At 72.0% G+C, this 17,717-nt stretch carries 11 protein-coding genes; 7 read left to right on the top strand and 4 right to left on the bottom strand.

The genetic code is table 11. The annotated features are described in order from the left end of the window. Nucleotides 1-72 precede the first annotated feature (72 nt). The gene (locus H9623_RS17565; RefSeq protein ID WP_193721307.1) at nt 73-2,247 is read right to left on the bottom strand and encodes a prolyl oligopeptidase family serine peptidase; all 2,175 of its coding nucleotides are present in this window, start codon (nt 2,245-2,247) and stop codon (nt 73-75) included. A gap of 212 nt (nt 2,248-2,459) precedes the next feature. Between H9623_RS17565 and adhE the strand changes: the two genes are divergently transcribed. Next, nucleotides 2,460-5,162, top strand: coding sequence for a bifunctional acetaldehyde-CoA/alcohol dehydrogenase (adhE, locus tag H9623_RS17560; protein WP_193721306.1), 2,703 nt, complete (start codon nt 2,460-2,462; stop codon nt 5,160-5,162). Nucleotides 5,163-5,531: 369 nt separating this feature from the next. Next, complete coding sequence (gene ligA / locus H9623_RS17555) at nt 5,532-8,033, top strand: NAD-dependent DNA ligase LigA (RefSeq protein ID WP_407671982.1); 2,502 nt, start codon at nt 5,532-5,534, stop codon at nt 8,031-8,033. Between the two features lie 65 nt (nt 8,034-8,098). On the opposite strand, the gene H9623_RS17550 is transcribed toward ligA, so the two are convergent. Beyond that, nucleotides 8,099-9,067, bottom strand: a complete 969-nt coding sequence (locus H9623_RS17550; RefSeq protein ID WP_193721305.1) for a dihydrodipicolinate synthase family protein — start codon at nt 9,065-9,067, stop codon at nt 8,099-8,101. A gap of 82 nt (nt 9,068-9,149) precedes the next feature. Here H9623_RS17550 and H9623_RS17545 point away from each other — a divergent pair, with 82 nt between their 5' ends. After that, nucleotides 9,150-10,280 carry a uroporphyrinogen decarboxylase/cobalamine-independent methonine synthase family protein gene (locus H9623_RS17545; RefSeq protein WP_227748865.1) on the top strand — a complete coding sequence of 377 codons (1,131 nt, stop codon included), beginning with the start codon at nt 9,150-9,152 and terminating at the stop codon, nt 10,278-10,280. 94 nt (nt 10,281-10,374) lie between these two features. Here H9623_RS17545 and H9623_RS17540 read toward each other — a convergent pair whose 3' ends face one another. Further along, the gene (locus tag H9623_RS17540) at nt 10,375-11,040 is read right to left on the bottom strand and encodes a ThuA domain-containing protein (protein WP_193721311.1); all 666 of its coding nucleotides are present in this window, start codon (nt 11,038-11,040) and stop codon (nt 10,375-10,377) included. 17 nt (nt 11,041-11,057) lie between these two features. Further along, nucleotides 11,058-12,191 carry an ROK family protein gene (locus H9623_RS17535; RefSeq protein WP_193721310.1) on the bottom strand — a complete coding sequence of 378 codons (1,134 nt, stop codon included), beginning with the start codon at nt 12,189-12,191 and terminating at the stop codon, nt 11,058-11,060. A 404-nt stretch (nt 12,192-12,595) separates the two neighbouring features. On the opposite strand from H9623_RS17535, the gene H9623_RS17530 reads away from it, so the two are divergent. The 4 genes from H9623_RS17530 to H9623_RS17515 all read left to right on the top strand — a co-directional run bounded on the left by H9623_RS17530 (nt 12,596) and on the right by H9623_RS17515 (nt 17,704). Then, a complete protein-coding gene (locus H9623_RS17530; protein ID WP_193721304.1) occupies nt 12,596-14,122 on the top strand; it encodes a sugar ABC transporter ATP-binding protein in 1,527 nt (508 codons plus the stop codon). A 107-nt stretch (nt 14,123-14,229) separates the two neighbouring features. Next, complete coding sequence (locus H9623_RS17525; RefSeq protein WP_227748870.1) at nt 14,230-15,174, top strand: ABC transporter permease; 945 nt, start codon at nt 14,230-14,232, stop codon at nt 15,172-15,174. 133 nt (nt 15,175-15,307) lie between these two features. After that, on the top strand, nt 15,308-16,372 hold the full coding sequence (locus H9623_RS17520) for a substrate-binding domain-containing protein (protein WP_193721303.1): 1,065 nt from the start codon (nt 15,308-15,310) through the stop codon (nt 16,370-16,372). Nucleotides 16,373-16,528: 156 nt separating this feature from the next. Beyond that, nucleotides 16,529-17,704, top strand: coding sequence for a Gfo/Idh/MocA family protein (locus H9623_RS17515; RefSeq protein WP_193721302.1), 1,176 nt, complete (start codon nt 16,529-16,531; stop codon nt 17,702-17,704). Nucleotides 17,705-17,717: the final 13 nt, after the last annotated feature.

The following is a 17,717-nucleotide window of genomic DNA, read 5'->3' as shown; positions in this document are numbered from 1 at the left end:
CCCCCCCCCCCCCCCCCCCCCCCCCCCCCCCCCCGCGTCCCTGCGGGGTCGCGGGGACGCGGTGGCTCGGCGTCAGCCCAGCTGCTCGCGCAGGAAGCGGTAGTGGATCGCGGCCATGTGCGCGGCCTGGGCGTTGTTCGCGGCGCCGCCGTGACCACCCTCGATGTTCTCGTAGTAGGTCACGTCCTTGCCGGCCGCGAGCATCTTCGCGGCGAGCTTGCGGGCGTGCCCGGGGTGGACGCGGTCGTCCTTGGTCGACGTCGTGAAGAGCACGGGCGGGTACTCGCGCTCGGGGTCGAACAGGTGGTACGGCGAGAACGTCCGGATGAACTCCCACTGCTCGGGGTCGTCGGGGTCGCCGTACTCGGCCGCCCAGGACGCGCCCGCGAGCAGGTGCGTGTAGCGCCGCATGTCGAGCAGCGGGACGCCCACGATCACGGCGCCGAACAGCTCGGGGTACTGCGTGAGCATGTTGCCCGCGAGAAGGCCGCCGTTGCTGCGGCCCTCCATGCCGAGGTGCTCGGGGGTCGTGATGCCCCGGGCGACGAGGTCGCGTGCGACGGCCGCGAAGTCCTCGTAGGCCTTGTGGCGCTTCGACCTGAGGGCCGCCTGGTGCCAGGCCGGGCCGTACTCGCCGCCGCCGCGGATGTTCGCGACGACGTACACGCCGCCGTCGGCCAGCCACGCGCGCCCCAGGCCCCCCGAGTAGCCGGGGGTCAGGGAGATCTCGAAGCCGCCGTAGCCGTAGAGCAGCGTGGGCGCGGCGCCCACGCGTGCGCCCTCGGCGTGGTCGGCGTCACCGCCTGCGGCACCCGCCTCCGGCCGGACGTGCTCCTCGCGCCCGACGACGAAGTACGGGACGCGCGTGCCGTCGTCGGACACCGCGAAGTGCTGGTCGATGACCAGGCCGCTCGCGTCGAAGAACGCGGGCCCGGACTTGAGGACCTCGGGCGGGGTTCCCGCGCCCACGGACAGCAGCGAGAGCGTCGAGGGCGTGAGGTAGTCGGTCGTGACGAGCCAGACGTCGTCGCTCTCCTCGGAGTCGACCGCGCCCACGACGACCGTGCCGATGCTGGGCAGGCCGGGCAGCTCGCCGCGGGTCCACGGTGCGTCCACGTTCTCGGCGGGAGGGGGCGGCGTCAGCACGTGCAGCCGGTTCTTGACGTCGTCGAGCACGTTGACCACGAGGTGGTGGGCGGTCCACGTCGCCCCCGCGAGCGAGGTCGTGGGCGTGGGCTCGAACAGGATGGTGAAGCCGCGCGCCCCGGCGAGGAAGTCCTCGAGGCGGGTCGCGAGCAAGGAGCCCGAGAGGTAGGTGGTGCCGCCGACGGTCCAGTCGTCGCGCAGCTCGACGAGCATCCACTCCCGCTTGACGCCGACCTCAGCCGAACGCGGGACGTCGATCCTGACGAGCGTCTCGGACGGGGTTCCCGCGTCCTGGACGAGGTACGTCTCGCTGTCGTAGAAGGCGATCGAGCGGCCCACGAAGTCACGTTCGTAGCCGGGGGAGTGGGTGCGCCAGGCGGAGATGTACATGTCCTCGGGCTCGCCCTCGTACACGACGGTGGCCTCGGTCACGGGGGTGCCACGGCGCCACCGCTTGACGATCCGGGGGTACCCCGAGGGGGTCATGGAGCCCGGTCCGAAGTCGGTGTAGACGTACACGGTGTCGGCGTCGATCCAGCCGAGGCCACCCTTGGACTCCTCGCGGTAGAACCCGCCGTCCTCCGGCGCGACGAACTGCTTCGTCACGAGGTCGAACTCGCGGGTCACGTCGGCGTCGGAGCCGCCGGGGGACAGGTCGATCAGCGCGTGCCGCCATGCGCCGCCCGGGGCGGGCCGCAGGACGCTCGCGCCGTGCCAGACCCAGCTCCGGCCCTCGGCCTCGCCCAGGGCGTCGAGGTCGAGCACGAGCTCCCACTCGGGGTGGTCCGTGCGGTAGGAGTCGAGCGTCGTCCGGCGCCAGATGCCGCGCTCGTGCTGCGCGTCGCGCCAGAAGTTGTAGTAGTGCTCACCGATCTTGGAGACGTCCGGGATCTTGTCGTCGGAGTCGAGGACCTCGCGGATCGCCTGCTCGGTCGCGGCGAACTCGGCCGTGGCCTCGATCGTGGCCGCGGTCTCGGCGTTGCGCCCCTGGACCCAGGTGAGCGCCTCGCGGCCCTCGACCTCCTCGAGCCACAGGTACGGGTCGTGCGGCACGGCCGGTGGTGCGTCGGTCGGGTCCATCGTGTCGTTCTCAGCACTCATGCCGAACACCCTAGGCGACGCGGTCCGGGGGTCGGGAACGGGGCCCGGTCCGTCGTCCGGGTGGGCCGCCGTGGGGGCGGGCGTGGGGGCGGGCGTCCGACGGGCGAGACGAACCGACGAGGCGCTTGCATCTAAGCGCACCTTGTGAAAGTGTTCACAAGCAAGGGAACGACAGACGCAGACCCGGCCGCTCGGGTCACTGGAGGAGCAACGTGAGCAGCACGAGCAAGGCCCCCGCCAAGCCCCCCGTCGGAGTCAGCGAGATCGACGCCCTCGTCGACCGCGGTCTCAAGGCGCTCAAGCAGTACGACGCCTACACCCAGGAAGACATCGACCGCATCGTGAAGAAGGCGTCCGTCGCGGCGCTCCACGAGCACGGTCGCCTCGCGCAGCTCGCGGTCTCCGAGACCGGCCGCGGAGTCTTCGAGGACAAGGCCACCAAGAACATCTTCGCCTGCGAGCACGTGCCGAACTCGATGGCCAACCTCAAGACGGTCGGCGTCATCGGACGCGACGACCTCACGGGCATCGTCGAGATCGCCGAGCCGGTCGGCGTCGTCGCGGGCATCACCCCGGTCACGAACCCGACGTCGACCGCGATCTTCAAGGCGCTCATCGCGCTCAAGACGCGCAACCCGATCATCTTCGCGTTCCACCCCAGCGCCCAGCAGTGCTCGGTCGCCGCAGCCCGCGTGGTGCGGGACGCCGCGGTCGCGGAGGGCGCCCCCGAGGACTGCATCCAGTGGGTCGAGCAGCCCTCGCTCGAGGCGACCTCTGCCCTCATGAACCACGACGGCGTCGCGCTCATCCTCGCGACGGGCGGCAACGCGATGGTCCGCGCCGCCTACTCGGCGGGCAAGCCGGCACTGGGCGTCGGCGCGGGCAACGTCCCCGCCTACATCGAGAAGACCGCCAAGCTCGGCCGCGCGGTCAACGACGTCGTCCTGTCGAAGGGCTTCGACAACGGCATGGTGTGCGCCTCGGAGCAGGCCGTCATCCTCGACACCGAGATCTACGACGCGGCCCTGGCCGAGTTCGCCCACATGCACGCCTACCTCGCGAACCCCGAGGAGAAGGCCAAGCTCGAGCGCTTCATCTTCGGGGTCGAGGCCGGCGGCGCGAACTGCGCGGGCGCCAAGCTCAACGCCTCGATCGTGGGCAAGAGCCCGCAGTGGATCGCCGAGCAGGCGGGCTTCTCCGTCCCGGACGACACCTCGATCATCCTCGCGGAGTGCGCCCAGGTCGGTCCGGCCGAGCCGCTGACGCGCGAGAAGCTCAGCCCGGTCCTCGCGGTGCTGCGCGCCGAGTCGACGAACCACGGCATCACGCTCGCCGAGCAGATGGTCGAGTTCGACGGCCTGGGCCACTCAGGTGCGATCCACACCGAGGACAAGGCCGTCGCGGAGGAGTTCGGCCAGCGCGTCAAGGCCGTCCGCATCCTGTGGAACCAGCCCTCGGCGCTCGGCGGCATCGGTGACATCTACAACGCGCTGATCCCCTCGCTGACGCTCGGGTGCGGCTCGTACGGGCACAACTCGGTGTCGAACAACGTGTCGGCCGTCAACCTCATCAACGTCAAGCGGATCGGACGTCGGAACAACAACATGCAGTGGTTCAAGATCCCGCCGAAGACGTACTTCGAGCCGAACTCGATCCAGTACCTGGCCCAGATGCCCGACGTCGAGCGCGTCACCATCGTCACGGACAAGGTCATGAGCCAGATCGGGATCGTCGACAAGGTCCTCGACGTCCTGGGCCGGCGCCCGAACAAGGTCTCGATCCAGATCATGGACCAGGTCGAGCCCGAGCCGAGCGTCGAGACGGTCGAGAAGGGCGCGGAGATGATGCGCGACTTCAAGCCCGACACGATCGTCGCGATCGGCGGCGGCTCGCCCATGGACGCAGCCAAGGTCATGTGGCTCAAGTACGAGCACCCGGAGATGGCGTTCTCGGACCTGCGCGAGAAGTTCTTCGACGTCCGCAAGCGCGCGTTCAAGTTCCCGACGCTCGGTGACCTGGCCAAGCTCGTCTGCATCCCGACCTCGTCGGGCACGGGCTCCGAGGTCACGCCGTTCGCGGTCATCACGGACCACGCGACCGGGTACAAGTACCCCCTCGCCGACTACGCGCTGACCCCGTCGGTCGCGATCATCGACCCGGTCCTGACGGCGACCATGCCCGCCAAGCTCGCGGCCGACTCGGGCTTCGACGCCCTGACGCACGCGACCGAGGCCTACGTCTCGGTCTACGCGAACGACTTCACGGACGGCCTGGCGCTGCACGCGATCAAGCTGGTCTTCGAGCACATCGAGGCCTCCGTGACGCAGGGCGCGGCAGCGCCCGAGGCCCGCGAGAAGATGCACAACGCGGCCACGATCGCCGGCATGGCGTTCGGCAGCGCGTTCCTCGGGATCGTGCACGCCATGGCCCACACGGTCGGCTCGACGTTCGGCCTGGTCCACGGCCGCACGAACGCGATCTTCCTACCGCACGCGATCCGGTACAACGGGCAGATCCCGACCAAGGTCACGGGCTGGCCCAAGGCCGAGAAGTACATCGCGCACGAGCGCTACCAGCAGATCGCCAAGCACCTGGGGCTCCCGGCCTCGACGCCCGAGCAGGCCGTCGAGTCCTACGCCCGGGCGGTCGAGGAGCTGCGCGCCAAGGTCGGGATCGAGCGCTCGTTCAAGGAGCAGGGGGTCCCGGAGCGCGAGTTCATCGGTGGCCTCGACGCCCTCGCGATGCGGGCCTACGAGGACCAGTGCGCTCCCGCGAACCCGCGCCTGCCGATGCTCGAGGACATGCGCGACATCATGGTGGCGGCCTACTACGGCACGACCCGCGAGGAGGTCCGCGCAGAGCGCAAGGCGACCGAGGAGGCGGCCGCGCTCGCCGCGGCCACGACCTCGGACTGATCGGGCGCCGGCGGACGGGGAGCAGCCCGTCCGCCGGCGACCTGCCGACGACCCGAGCGGTACGGGTCAGCGGCTGGGTGGCGCGTCCTGCCGGGTGGCGCCACCCGCCTCGGGACCGGGGCATCCCCCCTTGGCCCCGGCCCCCCTGCAACGCCCCCGTGTCCTCCAGCGCGGGGGCGTTGCGCTGTCCGGACCCGTTCCGCCCGGCCCCGTCGGGAGGTGGAGCGCAGGCCCGACGGCGCGGATCACCCCGCCCGGACGGGGGGCCCGCGGGGGTGGGGCGGCCGCGCGACGGAGAGCGACGTCGTCGGGCAGGCGTGTCGCGGCGGGCACCGGGCGGTTGTCGGTGGCGCGGGCGAGAATGGGCACGTGAACGACGCCACCCCGCCGCCCCCCACGACTCCCGCCGACGACCTCGAGGCGTCCGGCGTCGTGCCCGACGCCGCCCCCGCGCTCGACGAGGCGGACGCCCAGCGTCGCTGGGCGGAGCTCGTCGCGCAGGTCGAGGCCGACCAGCGGGCCTACTACGAGGCCGACGCCCCCGTGTCCTCGGACGCCGAGTACGACGCACGCATGCGCGAGCTCGAGGCGCTCGAGGCCGCGCACCCCGCGCTGCAGACCCCCGAGTCGCCCACGCAGCGCGTCGGCGGACGGGCTGCGACGGGGTTCGCGACCGTCGAGCACCTCGAGCGCATGCTCTCGCTCGACAACGCGTTCTCCGAGGAGGACCTGGCGGCCTGGGCCGCGCGCGTGCACCGGGACCTGGACGTCCCACCCGAGGCCCCCGTCGAGTACCTGTGCGAGGTCAAGATCGACGGCCTGGCCATCGCGCTGCTCTACGAGCGCGGCCGCCTCGTGCGGGCCGCGACGCGCGGCGACGGGCGCACGGGCGAGGACGTCACGGCCAACGTCCGCACCATCACGAGCATCCCCCAGCAGCTCGCGGGCGACCCGGCCACGCACCCCGCGGTGATCGAGGTCCGCGGCGAGGTCTTCCTGGGGGTCGACGACTTCGCGGCCCTCAACGAGGCGCTCGTCGCGGCCGGGCAGGCGCCCTACGCCAACCCGCGGAACACCGCCGCGGGGTCGCTGCGGCAGAAGGACCCGGCCGTGACGGCGAGCCGCAACCTGCGCATGTACGCGCACGGCGTCGGGGCGCTGCAGTGGCAGGAGGGCGAGCACGCCGAGCTCGGGCGGCAGTCGGACGCGTACGCGCTGTTCGAGCAGTGGGGCATCCCGGTGTCCCCGCACAACCGGGTCGTGGACGGGCTCGCGGGAGTGCAGGAGATGATCGCGTACTACGGCGAGCACCGGCACGACATCGAGCACGAGCTCGACGGGATCGTCGTCAAGGTCGACGAGCTCGCGCTCCAGCGCCGCCTCGGGGCCACGAGCCGCGCACCACGCTGGGCCATCGCGTACAAGTACCCGCCCGAGGAGGTCAACACGCGCCTGCTCGCGATCCAGGTCGGGGTCGGGCGCACCGGCCGGGCAACTCCGTACGCCGTCATGGAGCCGGTCCTCGTCGCGGGCAGCACCGTGCGCCAGGCCACGCTGCACAACCAGGACGTCGTGCGCGCCAAGGGCGTGCTGATCGGCGACGTCGTGGTGCTGCGCAAGGCGGGAGACGTCATCCCCGAGATCCTCGGTCCGGTCGTCGCGCTGCGGGACGACGGCGTGCCCCGTACGGAGTTCGTGATGCCCGCCGACTGCCCCGTGTGCGGGCACCCGCTGCGTCCCCTCAAGGAGGGCGACGTCGACCTGCGCTGCACCAACACGCGCTCGTGCCCCGCGCAGGTGCAGGGCCGCGTCGAGCACATCGGTTCGCGCGGAGGGCTCGACATCGACGCGCTGGGCGAGGTCACGGCCGCGGCCCTGACCCGGCCCCTCGAACCCGCGGAGCCGCCGCTGCCGACCGAGGCCGGGCTGTTCTCGCTCACCGTCGACCAGCTCGCCCCGATCCGCGTCGTCGTCCGTGACCCCGAGACCGGGCTGCCGCGCCCGTTCGAAGGGGTGGGTGAGTCGGGTGAGGTGGAGATGTCCGACGGCTCGGTCATGAGCGCAAAGGTCGTCCGGCCCTTCCAGAAGGTCGTCGCCAAGACCTATCCGCCCGGGTACGAGAACTCGACGACCGCCGAACGGCGCGCAGCGGGCGTCGTCAAGAACGTCCCGGTGTACGGGCCCTCCACCACGGCGGAGACCCTCGTCTCCGAGCTGCGGCGCGCTCGGACCAAGGACCTGTGGCGCATCCTCGTGAGCCTCAACATCCGTCACGTCGGCCCCGTCGCGGCGCGTGCCCTCGCGGAGTGGTTCGGCTCGCTGGACGCGATCCGGGAGGCGATTCGCACCTCAGGCCGTGACGCGCTCGCGGCGGTCGAGGGCGTCGGGCCCGTCATCGCGGACGAGGTGATCTCCTGGCTTGAGGTCGACTGGCACGTCGAGATCGTCGACACCTGGCAGCGCGACGGGGTCCAGTTCTCGATCCCTGGCCACCCCGGACCGGGCGAGGTCGAGCAGACGACCGGCCCGCTCACCGGGCTGACGGTCGTGGTCACCGGGGGCCTCGAAGGGTTCACGCGGGACGGCGCCAAGGAGGCGATCCTCGCGGCGGGAGGCAAGTCGTCGGGCTCGGTGTCCAAGAAGACGGACTACGTGGTCGTGGGGGAGAACGCGGGCACCAAGGAGACCAAGGCTCAGGACCTGGGCCTGCGGATCCTCGACGAGGCAGGCTTCGTGGCGCTCCTCGCCGGCGGCCCCGCAGCGGTCGGCGACGCGCCGGGCCTCGAGGAGGACGCGCAGCCCGAGCCCGACGGGTCCGGTGGTGCCGGCAGCGACGTCGACGGCGGTGACCAGGGACAGGCTGCCGACTGACGACCCGCGGGCGCGAGGGCCCGTCGAGGGAGAGGGCAGGAGTCCTCTCCCTCGACGAGAGGCCTCTACCGCGCGGGACCCCACGTCGCGGCTCCCGGCGCCGCGGCCGGCCGCCGGGCGAGCACGGTCCTCAGCGCCACGGTCTGCTCGGGTGGGGTCGCGAGGAGCGGCCCCCGCGGCGGGGCGGTGGGCACGCCGAGCAGCCCTGCGAGCGCGTGGAGGCCCGAGACCGGTCGCAGGAGGGCGAGCTCGCGGACGAGCGCCAGGAGCCACGAGCGCTCGTCGACGGCGTCGAGCGGGCGCCGGTCGACGTGCGCGCGCCGCAGCGCGGCGTACTCGTCGGGCACGAGCCCCGCGACCCCCGTGTGCCAGGCGTCGCTCGCGGGCAGGGTCGTGAACGCCCCCTCGATCATCGCGAGGTCGCCGCTCAGGCCCACGGCGAACGGCTCGCTCCCGATGGCCGTCCGCACCGCGTCCAGGCGTGCACCCACGCCCGCTCGCCCGGCCGGGTCCTTGAGCCCCCGGAGCCGTGCGGACATCGACAGGTGGGCCAGCACCTGGGGCGTCGCGTCGTACCCGCTCTGGGCGGGCCGGTTGTAGAAGCACACGGGCAGGTCGGTCTCGGCCGCCACGGCCTCGAACAGGGCCACGACCTCGTCGTCGACGAGCGGGACGTAGGAGAAGGGCGTCAGGACCAGGCCGTCCGCGCCACCGGCCTGTGCCGCGACCGCGTTCCGCACCACGTCGGCGGTCGAGGGAGCCGCGACGGCGACGTGCACCGGGACCCGCCGCCCGGACGGTCCCGGTCCGGCGTCACGTGCCGCGCCCACGGCGGTGGCCACCACGGTGGCGCGCTCCTCGGACGAGAACGACGTGCCCGCACCCGACGAGGCGAGGACCGTGACGCCGTCGACCCCCGCGCGCACCGCGTCCGCCACGAGGCGGGCCAGCACGTCCGGCGCGGGCGCCCCCGTGGGGCCGAGGGGCGTGATCGGGTAGGCGAGCAGGCCCGTGAAGTGCGTCGGTGAGGTCATCCGCGAGATGGTGCCACAGGTCATCGGCCGAGGGGTGGGCAGCCCGACCAGCGAAGTGGTACCCGCGTCTACGATGACGGCCATGACCCAGGTGAACCAGGCGCCCCAGCTCGCCACGCACGCCCCCGCATCCTCCGCAGCAGCCCCGGTGCGCGGCGCCCATCTCGTCGGCTCCGTCAACCTCCCCACGGCCGAGGACACGTTCCGCACGGTCGCGGCGCACGCAGGCACCCACCTCAAGCGCATCCCCGACGGCGAGGTGGGCGAGCGGTTCCACTGGATCATGTTCCAGGGGCAGTACTTCGAGGCCGTCGCCGGGCTCGTGCGCGTCCCGATCGCCCCCATCCCCGTGGCGGGCTTCGACGCGCGCCCGCACGTCCTCGACGGTTCCGTCCCGGCCGACGAGCTGGTCTTCGGCGAGCTGGGCTACGCGGCCGCCGCGGCGGCGTCGTACGCGGACTTCGCACGCCTGCGCACCGAGGGGGCGATCCCCGCGACCACGCGCTTCCAGGTCTGCCTGCCCACGCCGCTGGCCCCCGTCATGGCGTTCGTCGTGCCCGAGCTGCGCGCGGCCGTCTACCCGGCCTACGAGGCCGCGATGGTCCGCGAGATCGAGGCGATCGTCGCCGCGGTGCCCGCGGCCGACCTCGCGATCCAGCTCGACCTCGCGAGCGAGTTCGCGTTCATCGAGGGCGCGAACCTGGGTGCAGGTCCCTCGCGCGCCTGGTTCGCCCCCGAGGGATCGACCGACGCCGCCCCCGTCGTGGCCGGCTGCGTCGAGCTCGCCGCGCGCGTCGCGTCCACCGTCCCCGAGGGCGTCGAGCTCGGTTTCCACCTCTGCTACGGCGACATCGCCGAGAAGCACTTCGTCGAGCCGGCGGACACGCGGCGCCTCGTCGACGTCGCGAACGGCCTCGCGGCGGCCGTCACGCGCGACGTCGCGTGGTTCCACCTGCCCGTGCCGATCGAGCGCGACGACGTGGACTACGTCGCGCCGCTCGCGGAGCTCACGATCGACCCGGCGACCGAGCTGTACCTCGGGGTCGTGCACCACGAGGACGGTGTCGAGGGCGCGCAGCGTCGGCTCGCGGCCGCGACCCAGGTCCTGGGGCGCGGCTTCGGCGTGGGGACCGAGTGCGGGTTCGGGCGTGGCCCGAGCGAGCGCACCGGCCCGCTGCTCGACGTGCACACCGCGGTCGCGCGCGCCTGGTAGGTCGCCCGGATCAGCACGGCGAACGGTCGCCGGCCCCAGCGGGCCGGCGACCGTTCGTCCTCCCGGGGCGCAGCCCCGTCAGGCGCGGGCGGGCTCAGCGAGCCGCCCAGAGGAGGCCGCGCTCGATCACTGCCCGCAGCCCGGGGTTCTCCAGGTCGGCGAGCTGGTGGCCCGGGGTGCACACGAACACCTTGCCCGCTCCCCAGCCGCGGGTCCAGATCGCAGGGGACACCACGGGCGATCGCCAGGGCGAGTCGGCGGTCGGGGCGATCGTGGTGGTGGCCAGGACCTCGTTGAGGGAGTCGGCGAGCACCCAGTACTGCTCGGAGCGGAGCCGGATCGGGCCGATGCCGGCGACGATCGGGTGCTGCGCGTGCTCGGGCACGACGTCCACGGTGTGGTCGACCAGGTCGCCCGGGTGCGCGGCGAACTGGCCACCGAGCATCTGCAGGTAGTCGGTGGCCATGCGGTAGGAGTCGACGATCCCGCCGTGCCAGCCCGCGAGGCCCGTCCCGTCCGTCACGGCCCGGCGCAGTCCCCGCAGCTCGTCGGGCAGGATCTCGCCCATGGTCCAGGACTGGACGACCAGGTCCACGCCGGCCATGTAGTCGGCGTCCGCGTACACCTCGAGCGAGGACTCGACGGCGACGTCGAAGCCCGACTCCTCGAGGAACGGGACGAAGAGGTCGGTGCTCTCCTCGGGGGAGTGGCCTGACCACCCTCCTCGGACGATCAGGGCCCGACGGTCCGGCACGCTCATCAGTCCTCCGTTGGCGCTCACGCGATCAGGGCGTCGATCGCTGCGGGAGAGAGTACGTGATCGATCGCCATGGCGCTCGCACCGAGCACGCCGGCCTGGCTGCGGGCCTGGGACGTGACGATGCGCAGGTGCTGCGTGGCCAGGGGCAGGGACCGCTGGTAGACGATCTCGCGGATGCCCGCGATCAGGTGCTCGCCCGCGTCCGCGATGACACCGCCGACCACGATCATGGACGGGTTGAGCAGGCTCACGCACGCCGCCAGGACCGCGCCGATGTCGCGGCCCGCCTGGCGCACGGCATGGCTCGCCATGAGGTCCCCGCCGCGCACGAGCGAGACGACGTCGCCGCTGTTCGCGGCGTCCAGGCCCTCCCTGGTGAGGGCTCCGGCGATGGCCTGCCCGCTCGCGATCGCCTCGAGGCACCCGATGTTGCCGCAGCGGCACGGGGTGTCGGCCCCGTTGGGCACCGCGATGTGCCCGATGTCGCCGGCGGCGCCCTGGGCGCCGCGGCGGAGCTCGCCGTCCGAGATGACGCCCGCACCGATGCCCGTGGCCACCTTGACGAACAGCAGGTCGCTCACGCCCGGCCACGCGGTGCGGTGCTCCCCGAGGGCCATGATGTTCACGTCGTTGTCGACCAGGACCGAGGCGTCGAACGTCTTCCTGAGGATCGCGGGCACGTCGACGTCGTCCCACGCGGGCATGATCGGAGGGTTGATGGGACGTCCGGTCGAGTGCTCGACGGGCCCGGGCAGGCCGACGCCGACGCTCACCAGGTCGTCGAGGTCCCGCCCGGTCGTCGCGATGAGCTTCTCGCCCGTCTCGGCGACCCAGGCCAGGACGTCCTGCGGTCCGTCCGAGATGGTCAGCGGGGCATCGACCTCCGCGAGGATGTTCGACGCGAGGTCGGTCACCGCGAGGCGGGCGTGCGTCGCGCCGAGGTCGACCGCGAGCACGATGCGTGCGCCCGGGTTGAAGGCGAAGGTCACGGGAGGCCGGCCGCCGGTCGAGCTCGCCTCGCCCGCGGGGGCGATCAGCCCCGACGCCATCAGCAGGTCGATACGAGCAGCGATCGTGGACCGGGCCTGGCCCGTGATCGCGGCGAGGTCAGCCCGAGTGCGGGGTTGGCCGTCCCGGAGCAGCTGGAACATGTCCCCGGCGCCGGTCGGGCGAGGGGCGAACTTCAGCAGTTCCTCGGTGGGCACGATGTATCACGGAGCCTCTCGTTGCTACGCAGTGGTGACAATCCGTCTAGCGTACTGCGCGCGGCGGCTTTTGCTTGACGATCGACAGAAGCCGACCTAGCGTGTGGTTTGCTGCGGCAAGGAGGCCGGAGCTCGTCCCGCGCCCGCCCAGGCGCGGAACGCCCGCCTCGAGGCCTGCTCTCCCGTCCCTCACCTGCTCGTCCAGCGTGTCGCTCCCTGCGTGTCGAGGGATCGGACGGTCGGCGGGTCGGACACGCATGGCTACTTTTGTCGGTCAGGTCGCGATTGTGAAGCGGAAGTTGCGGATCTTATGATTGACGCTCGTCAAAAGGTCGGCTACGTTCTCCCACATGGTCAACGCAGACCCACAGCCCATGCGGCCGCTCCTGCAGATGCGGGGCATCGTCAAGCAGTTCCCCGGCGCCCGAGCACTCGACGGCGTCGATCTCGACATCCTCCCCGGAGAGGTCCACTGCCTCCTCGGGCAGAACGGCGCCGGCAAGTCCACCCTCATCAAGGTGCTCGCCGGTGCGCACCAGCCCAACGAGGGCCAGATCCTCATCGACGGCGAGGTCGTCACGATCCCGCACCCCGTGGCCGCGCTCAGGCTCGGGGTCGCCACGATGTACCAGGAGCTCGACGTCGTCGACGGCCTCACGGTGGCCGAGAACATCTACCTCGGCCACGAGCTGTCGACCGCGGGGTTCTCCAACCGGCGGACGGCGGCCAAGAAGACCCGCGAGCTCATGCGGCGCCTCGGCCACCCGGAGATCTCGCCGCACCGCGAGGTGGGCGACCTGTCGGCCGCCGGCAAGCAGATCGTCTCGATGGCCCGCGCGCTCTCGCACGACGCGCGCGTCATCGTCATGGACGAGCCGTCGGCCGTGCTCGACAGCGAAGAGGTCGAGAACCTGTTCCGCGTGGTCCGTCAGCTCACCGCGAGCGGGGTCGCGATCGTCTACATCTCGCACCGGCTCGAGGAGATCCGGCAGATCGGGGACCGGATCACGGTGCTCAAGGACGGCCGGACGGTCGCCCAGAACCTCGCGGTCGCGCAGACCCCGACGGCAGAGCTCATCAAGCTCATGACGGGCCGGGCGGTGGAGAACGTCTTCCCCGCCCGCGCGCCGATCCCCGACGAGGCCGAGGTCGTGCTCGCGGTCGAGGCCCTCGGGCTCACGGGCGAGTTCTCGGACGTCTCGTTCGAGGTGCGGGCGGGCGAGGTGCTCGGGTTCGCGGGTCTCGTCGGCTCCGGCCGGTCCGAGATCCTCGAGACCGTCTACGGGGCGCGCCGTGCGAGCGAGGGGACGGTCTCGGTCGCGGGCAAGCGGCTGCGACCGGGCTCGGTCGCCGCCGCGGTCGCCGCGGGCATCGGGCTGTGCCCCGAGGAGCGCAAGAGCCAGGGGCTGCTGCTCGACGAGCCCGTGTACCGCAACATCACGCTCTCGACGTTCGCACGCTTCGCGAAGGCGGGCTTCCTCGACGAGGGCGCGGAACGGGCTGCGGCCAAGGAGCAGTCGGACGCGCTCGACCTGCGGCCCGCCGGGGTCGAGCGGAACGCCCGGACGCTGTCCGGGGGCAACCAGCAGAAGGCGCTCCTCGCGCGCTGGCTCGTCCACGGGTGCCGCGTCCTCCTGCTCGACGAGCCCACCCGAGGCGTCGACGTCGGCGCTCGCGCCGAGATCTACGCGCTGATCCGCGACCTCGCGGCATCGGGCGCGGCCGTGCTCGTGGTCTCGAGCGAGATCGACGAGGTGCTCGGTCTCTCCGACCGCGTGCTCGTGATCTCGGAGGGGCGCGTCATGCACGAAGGCCCAGCAGATTCGATCGACGAGCACGGCGTGCTCGACCTCGTCATGGAAGGAAGTGCCGCATGAGCGAGCAGGAGATGGCTCGCGCCGCCGTCGTGGACGGGCCGGCGAACGCCCCGAGCCCTGGAGCGACCGGGGGCGGGGCATCGCGCCGCAATTTGTTCAATGGATCGATGGGTAGGAACATCGGCCTCGTCCTGGCGCTCGTCGTGCTGTGCGTCGTCGGGTACGCGACCGCGGGGGAGAACTTCGCGAGCGTCAACAACGTCCTCACGATCCTGCGCATGGCCGCCGTGATCGGCGTGCTGAGCATCGGGATGACCTTCGTCATCACGGCCGGCGGGATCGACCTGTCCGTCGGGTCCGTCATGGGGCTGGCGACCGTCTGGGCGAGCACGCTCGCGACCCAGACCATGGCCGCCGACACCCACTGGATCGTCATGGTCGGCGTCGCGCTCGCGGTCGGCACGGTGTGCGGGCTGATCAACGGGGTCATCATCGCCTACGGCAAGGTCGTCGCGTTCATGGCGACCCTCGCCATGATGGTGGGTGCCCGAGGCCTCGCGGAGATGATCTCCAACCGGCAGACGCAGCGCGTGACCGAGGTCGACGCGTTCCTCGACTTCTTCCGTGCGGACCTGATCGGCATCCCCGTGCTCGTGTGGATGTTCGCGGTCGTGGCCGTCGCGGGCTGGTTCCTCCTCAACCGCACGACGTTCGGCCGCCGCACGGTCGCGGTCGGCGGCAACCCCGAGGCGGCGCGGCTCGCGGGCATCAAGGTCAAGCGCCACACCATGTACCTCTACGGGCTCGTCGGGCTCACGGCCGGCATCGCCGCCGTGATGATGCTCGCCCGCACGACGGCCGGCACCTCGACCAACGGGCTCTTCTACGAGCTCGACGTGATCGCGGCGGTCGTCGTCGGCGGGACCCTGCTCGTCGGCGGCCGCGGGACGATCGTCGGCACCGTCCTCGGCGTCCTCATCTTCACCACGCTGACCAACGTCTTCACGCAGAACAACATGTCGAGCTCGGCACAGAACGTCGCGAAGGGCGTGATCATCGTGGTCGCCGTGCTCCTCCAGCAGCGCTTCGCCTCGCGCAGCAGGTCCGACTGACGCCACGGCGCCAGACCGCCCGACCGCGCCTCCACCTGCCGGACCCGCTCGCGGGAACCGGACGCAGCACGCCCAGCACACCCGACCAGCACACCCAACCCGCACCAGCCGGACCAGAATCAAGGGAGATCTCATGTCCGCTCGTACCCGCACCTCGGTGCGTCGTCGTCTGACCCTCGCCACCGTCGCCCTCACCTCGGTCGCACTGTTCGCCTCGGCCTGCACCTCGAACACCCCCGAGGCGGAGGAGACCGGCGGCGCCGCGGCTGCCCCCGTCGCGTCGTCCGACAACGACGCGACCGGCGACAAGGTCGTGATCGGCTTCTCCGCCCCGGCCGCCGACCACGGCTGGATGGGCGCCATCACCAAGGCCGCCCAGGCCGAGGCCGACAAGTACGACGACGTCGACCTCAAGGTCGCCGAGGGCACCAACGACGTCAACCTCCAGATCAGCCAGATCGAGACGTTCATCAACGACGGCGTCGACGCGATCGTCATCCTGCCGTTCGACGGTGCCGCACTCACCGAGGTCGCGACCGACGCCATGGAGGCCGGCATCACGGTCATCAACGTCGACCGCGAGTTCTCGAGCCCCTTCGCGGCCCGCGCGACCGTGCTCGGCGACAACTACGGCATGGGCGTGAGCGCCGGCACGTACATCTGCGAGCAGCTCGGGGACAACAAGGAGGCGGTCGTCGCCGAGATCGCCGGCATCGACTCGCTGCCCCTGACCCAGGACCGCAGCAAGGGCTTCGCCGACGCCCTCGAGGGCTGCGGGCTCGAGGTCAGCAACCGCGTGGCCGCCGACTTCACGGTCCAGGGCGGCGAGCAGGCCGCCTCGAACCTCCTGCAGGCAGCCCCCAAGATCGACGCGATCTGGAACCACGACGACGACCAGGGCATCGGCGTCCTCTCCGCGATCGACGCGGCCGGGCGCGACGAGTTCTTCATGGTCGGCGGCGCCGGCTCGAAGGACGTCATGGAGGACATCAAGGCGGGCGACACGGTCCTGCAGGCCACGGTCGTCTACCCGTCCACGCAGGCCGCCGACGGCGTCAAGCTCGCCCGCCTCGCGGTGCAGGGCAAGTCGATGAGCGACCTCGCGTCGATGGGGGTCCCGCGTCAGGTGCAGCTCTACGCGCCCGTCGTGACCAAGGACAACGTCGACGAGTACCTGCCCTCGGCCTTCCAGTCCTGAGCATGCTCCCTCGACGTCGCGGGCGGGTCGGACGCCCCGGCGGCCGCACGTCGGTCGCCCCGGGCCACGGCCCGGCGGGAGCCCCGGGCCCTGGCCCGGCGGACCCCTCTCCCACCGACCCGCCCGCGACGTCCACCACGAAAGGAAGTGCCTGAGATGGCGCAAGACGGTCACCCGACCCTCGGGATCGGCATGGTCGGGTACTCGTTCATGGGGGCTGCCCACTCGCAGGGATGGCGCACGGCGCCGCGGTTCTTCGACCTGCCGCTCGCGCCCGAGATGCGCGTGCTGGCGGGCCGGGACGCGGACGCGGTGACCGCGGCCGCGAGCCGGCTCGGTTGGCGCGACGTCGAGACGGACTGGCGCAAGCTCGTGGCGCGCGACGACGTCGACCTGGTCGACGTCTGCACCCCGGGCGACACGCACGCGGAGATCGCGATCGCCGCGCTCGAGGCGGGCAAGCACGTGCTGTGCGAGAAGCCGTTGGCCAACACCGTCGCGGAGGCCGAGCTCATGGTCGCCGCGGCCGACGCGGCCGCGCAGCGCGGGGTGCTCGCCTCGGTGGGCTTCACCTACCGGCGCGTCCCCGCGGTCCAGCTCGCGCGACAGCTCGTCGCCGACGGGCGGATCGGCACGATCCGCCACGTGCGCGCCCAGTACCTCCAGGACTGGATCGCGGACGAGGACGTGCCCCTGTCGTGGCGGCTCGACAAGTCCAAGGCGGGCTCGGGCGCGCTCGGCGACATCGGGGCGCACATCGTCGACCTCGCCCAGTTCGTCACGGGCGAGGCGATCACGGGGGTCGCGGGCGTCCTGGAGACGTTCGTCTCCGAGCGGCCGGTCGCGACCGGCTTCTCGGGCCTGTCCGGCACGGCCGGGACCGAGCGGGGACCGGTCACGGTCGACGACGCCGCGGTCTTCCTCGCGCGGCTCGCCGGCGGCGGGCTGGGCGTCTTCGAGGCGACCCGTTTCGCCTACGGCCGCAAGAACGCGATCCGCCTCGAGATCAACGGCTCGCGCGGGTCGGTCGCGTTCGACTTCGAGGACATGAACGTCCTGCACTTCTTCGACGCCTCGGACGACCCGCAGGTCGCGGGCTTCCGGCGGATCGTCGTGACCGAGCCCCAGCACGCGTACATCGCGAACTGGTGGCCCGCGGGCCACGGCCTCGGGTACGAGCACGCGTTCACGCACCAGGCCGTGGACCTCGTGCGCGACCTGGCGGCCGGCGTCCAGCCCACCCCGTCCTTCGCCGACGGCCTGGCCGTCCAGCGGATCCTTCACGCCGTCGAGCGCAGCGCCGCGTCCGACGGCGACTGGCAGCAGATCTAGAAGGGAGGCCCTC

The sequence above is a fragment of the Oerskovia douganii genome, from assembly GCF_015142735.1.
Classification (GTDB): Bacteria; Actinomycetota; Actinomycetes; order Actinomycetales; family Cellulomonadaceae; genus Oerskovia; species Oerskovia douganii.
This window is presented reverse-complemented; position numbering and strand designations above follow the sequence as displayed.

Excerpts from the sequence above, each read along its gene's own strand:
- H9623_RS17565 (WP_193721307.1), bottom strand. The coding sequence starts at position 2,247 with ATGAGTGCTGAGAACGACACGATGGACCCGACCGACGCACCACCGGCC.
- H9623_RS17550 (WP_193721305.1), bottom strand. The coding sequence starts at position 9,067 with ATGACCTCACCGACGCACTTCACGGGCCTGCTCGCCTACCCGATCACG.
- H9623_RS17545 (WP_227748865.1), top strand. The coding sequence starts at position 9,150 with ATGACCCAGGTGAACCAGGCGCCCCAGCTCGCCACGCACGCCCCCGCA.
- H9623_RS17540 (WP_193721311.1), bottom strand. The coding sequence starts at position 11,040 with ATGAGCGTGCCGGACCGTCGGGCCCTGATCGTCCGAGGAGGGTGGTCA.
- H9623_RS17535 (WP_193721310.1), bottom strand. The coding sequence starts at position 12,191 with ATGTTCCAGCTGCTCCGGGACGGCCAACCCCGCACTCGGGCTGACCTC.
- H9623_RS17530 (WP_193721304.1), top strand. The coding sequence starts at position 12,596 with ATGGTCAACGCAGACCCACAGCCCATGCGGCCGCTCCTGCAGATGCGG.
- H9623_RS17525 (WP_227748870.1), top strand. The coding sequence starts at position 14,230 with ATGGGTAGGAACATCGGCCTCGTCCTGGCGCTCGTCGTGCTGTGCGTC.
- H9623_RS17520 (WP_193721303.1), top strand. The coding sequence starts at position 15,308 with ATGTCCGCTCGTACCCGCACCTCGGTGCGTCGTCGTCTGACCCTCGCC.
- H9623_RS17515 (WP_193721302.1), top strand. The coding sequence starts at position 16,529 with ATGGCGCAAGACGGTCACCCGACCCTCGGGATCGGCATGGTCGGGTAC.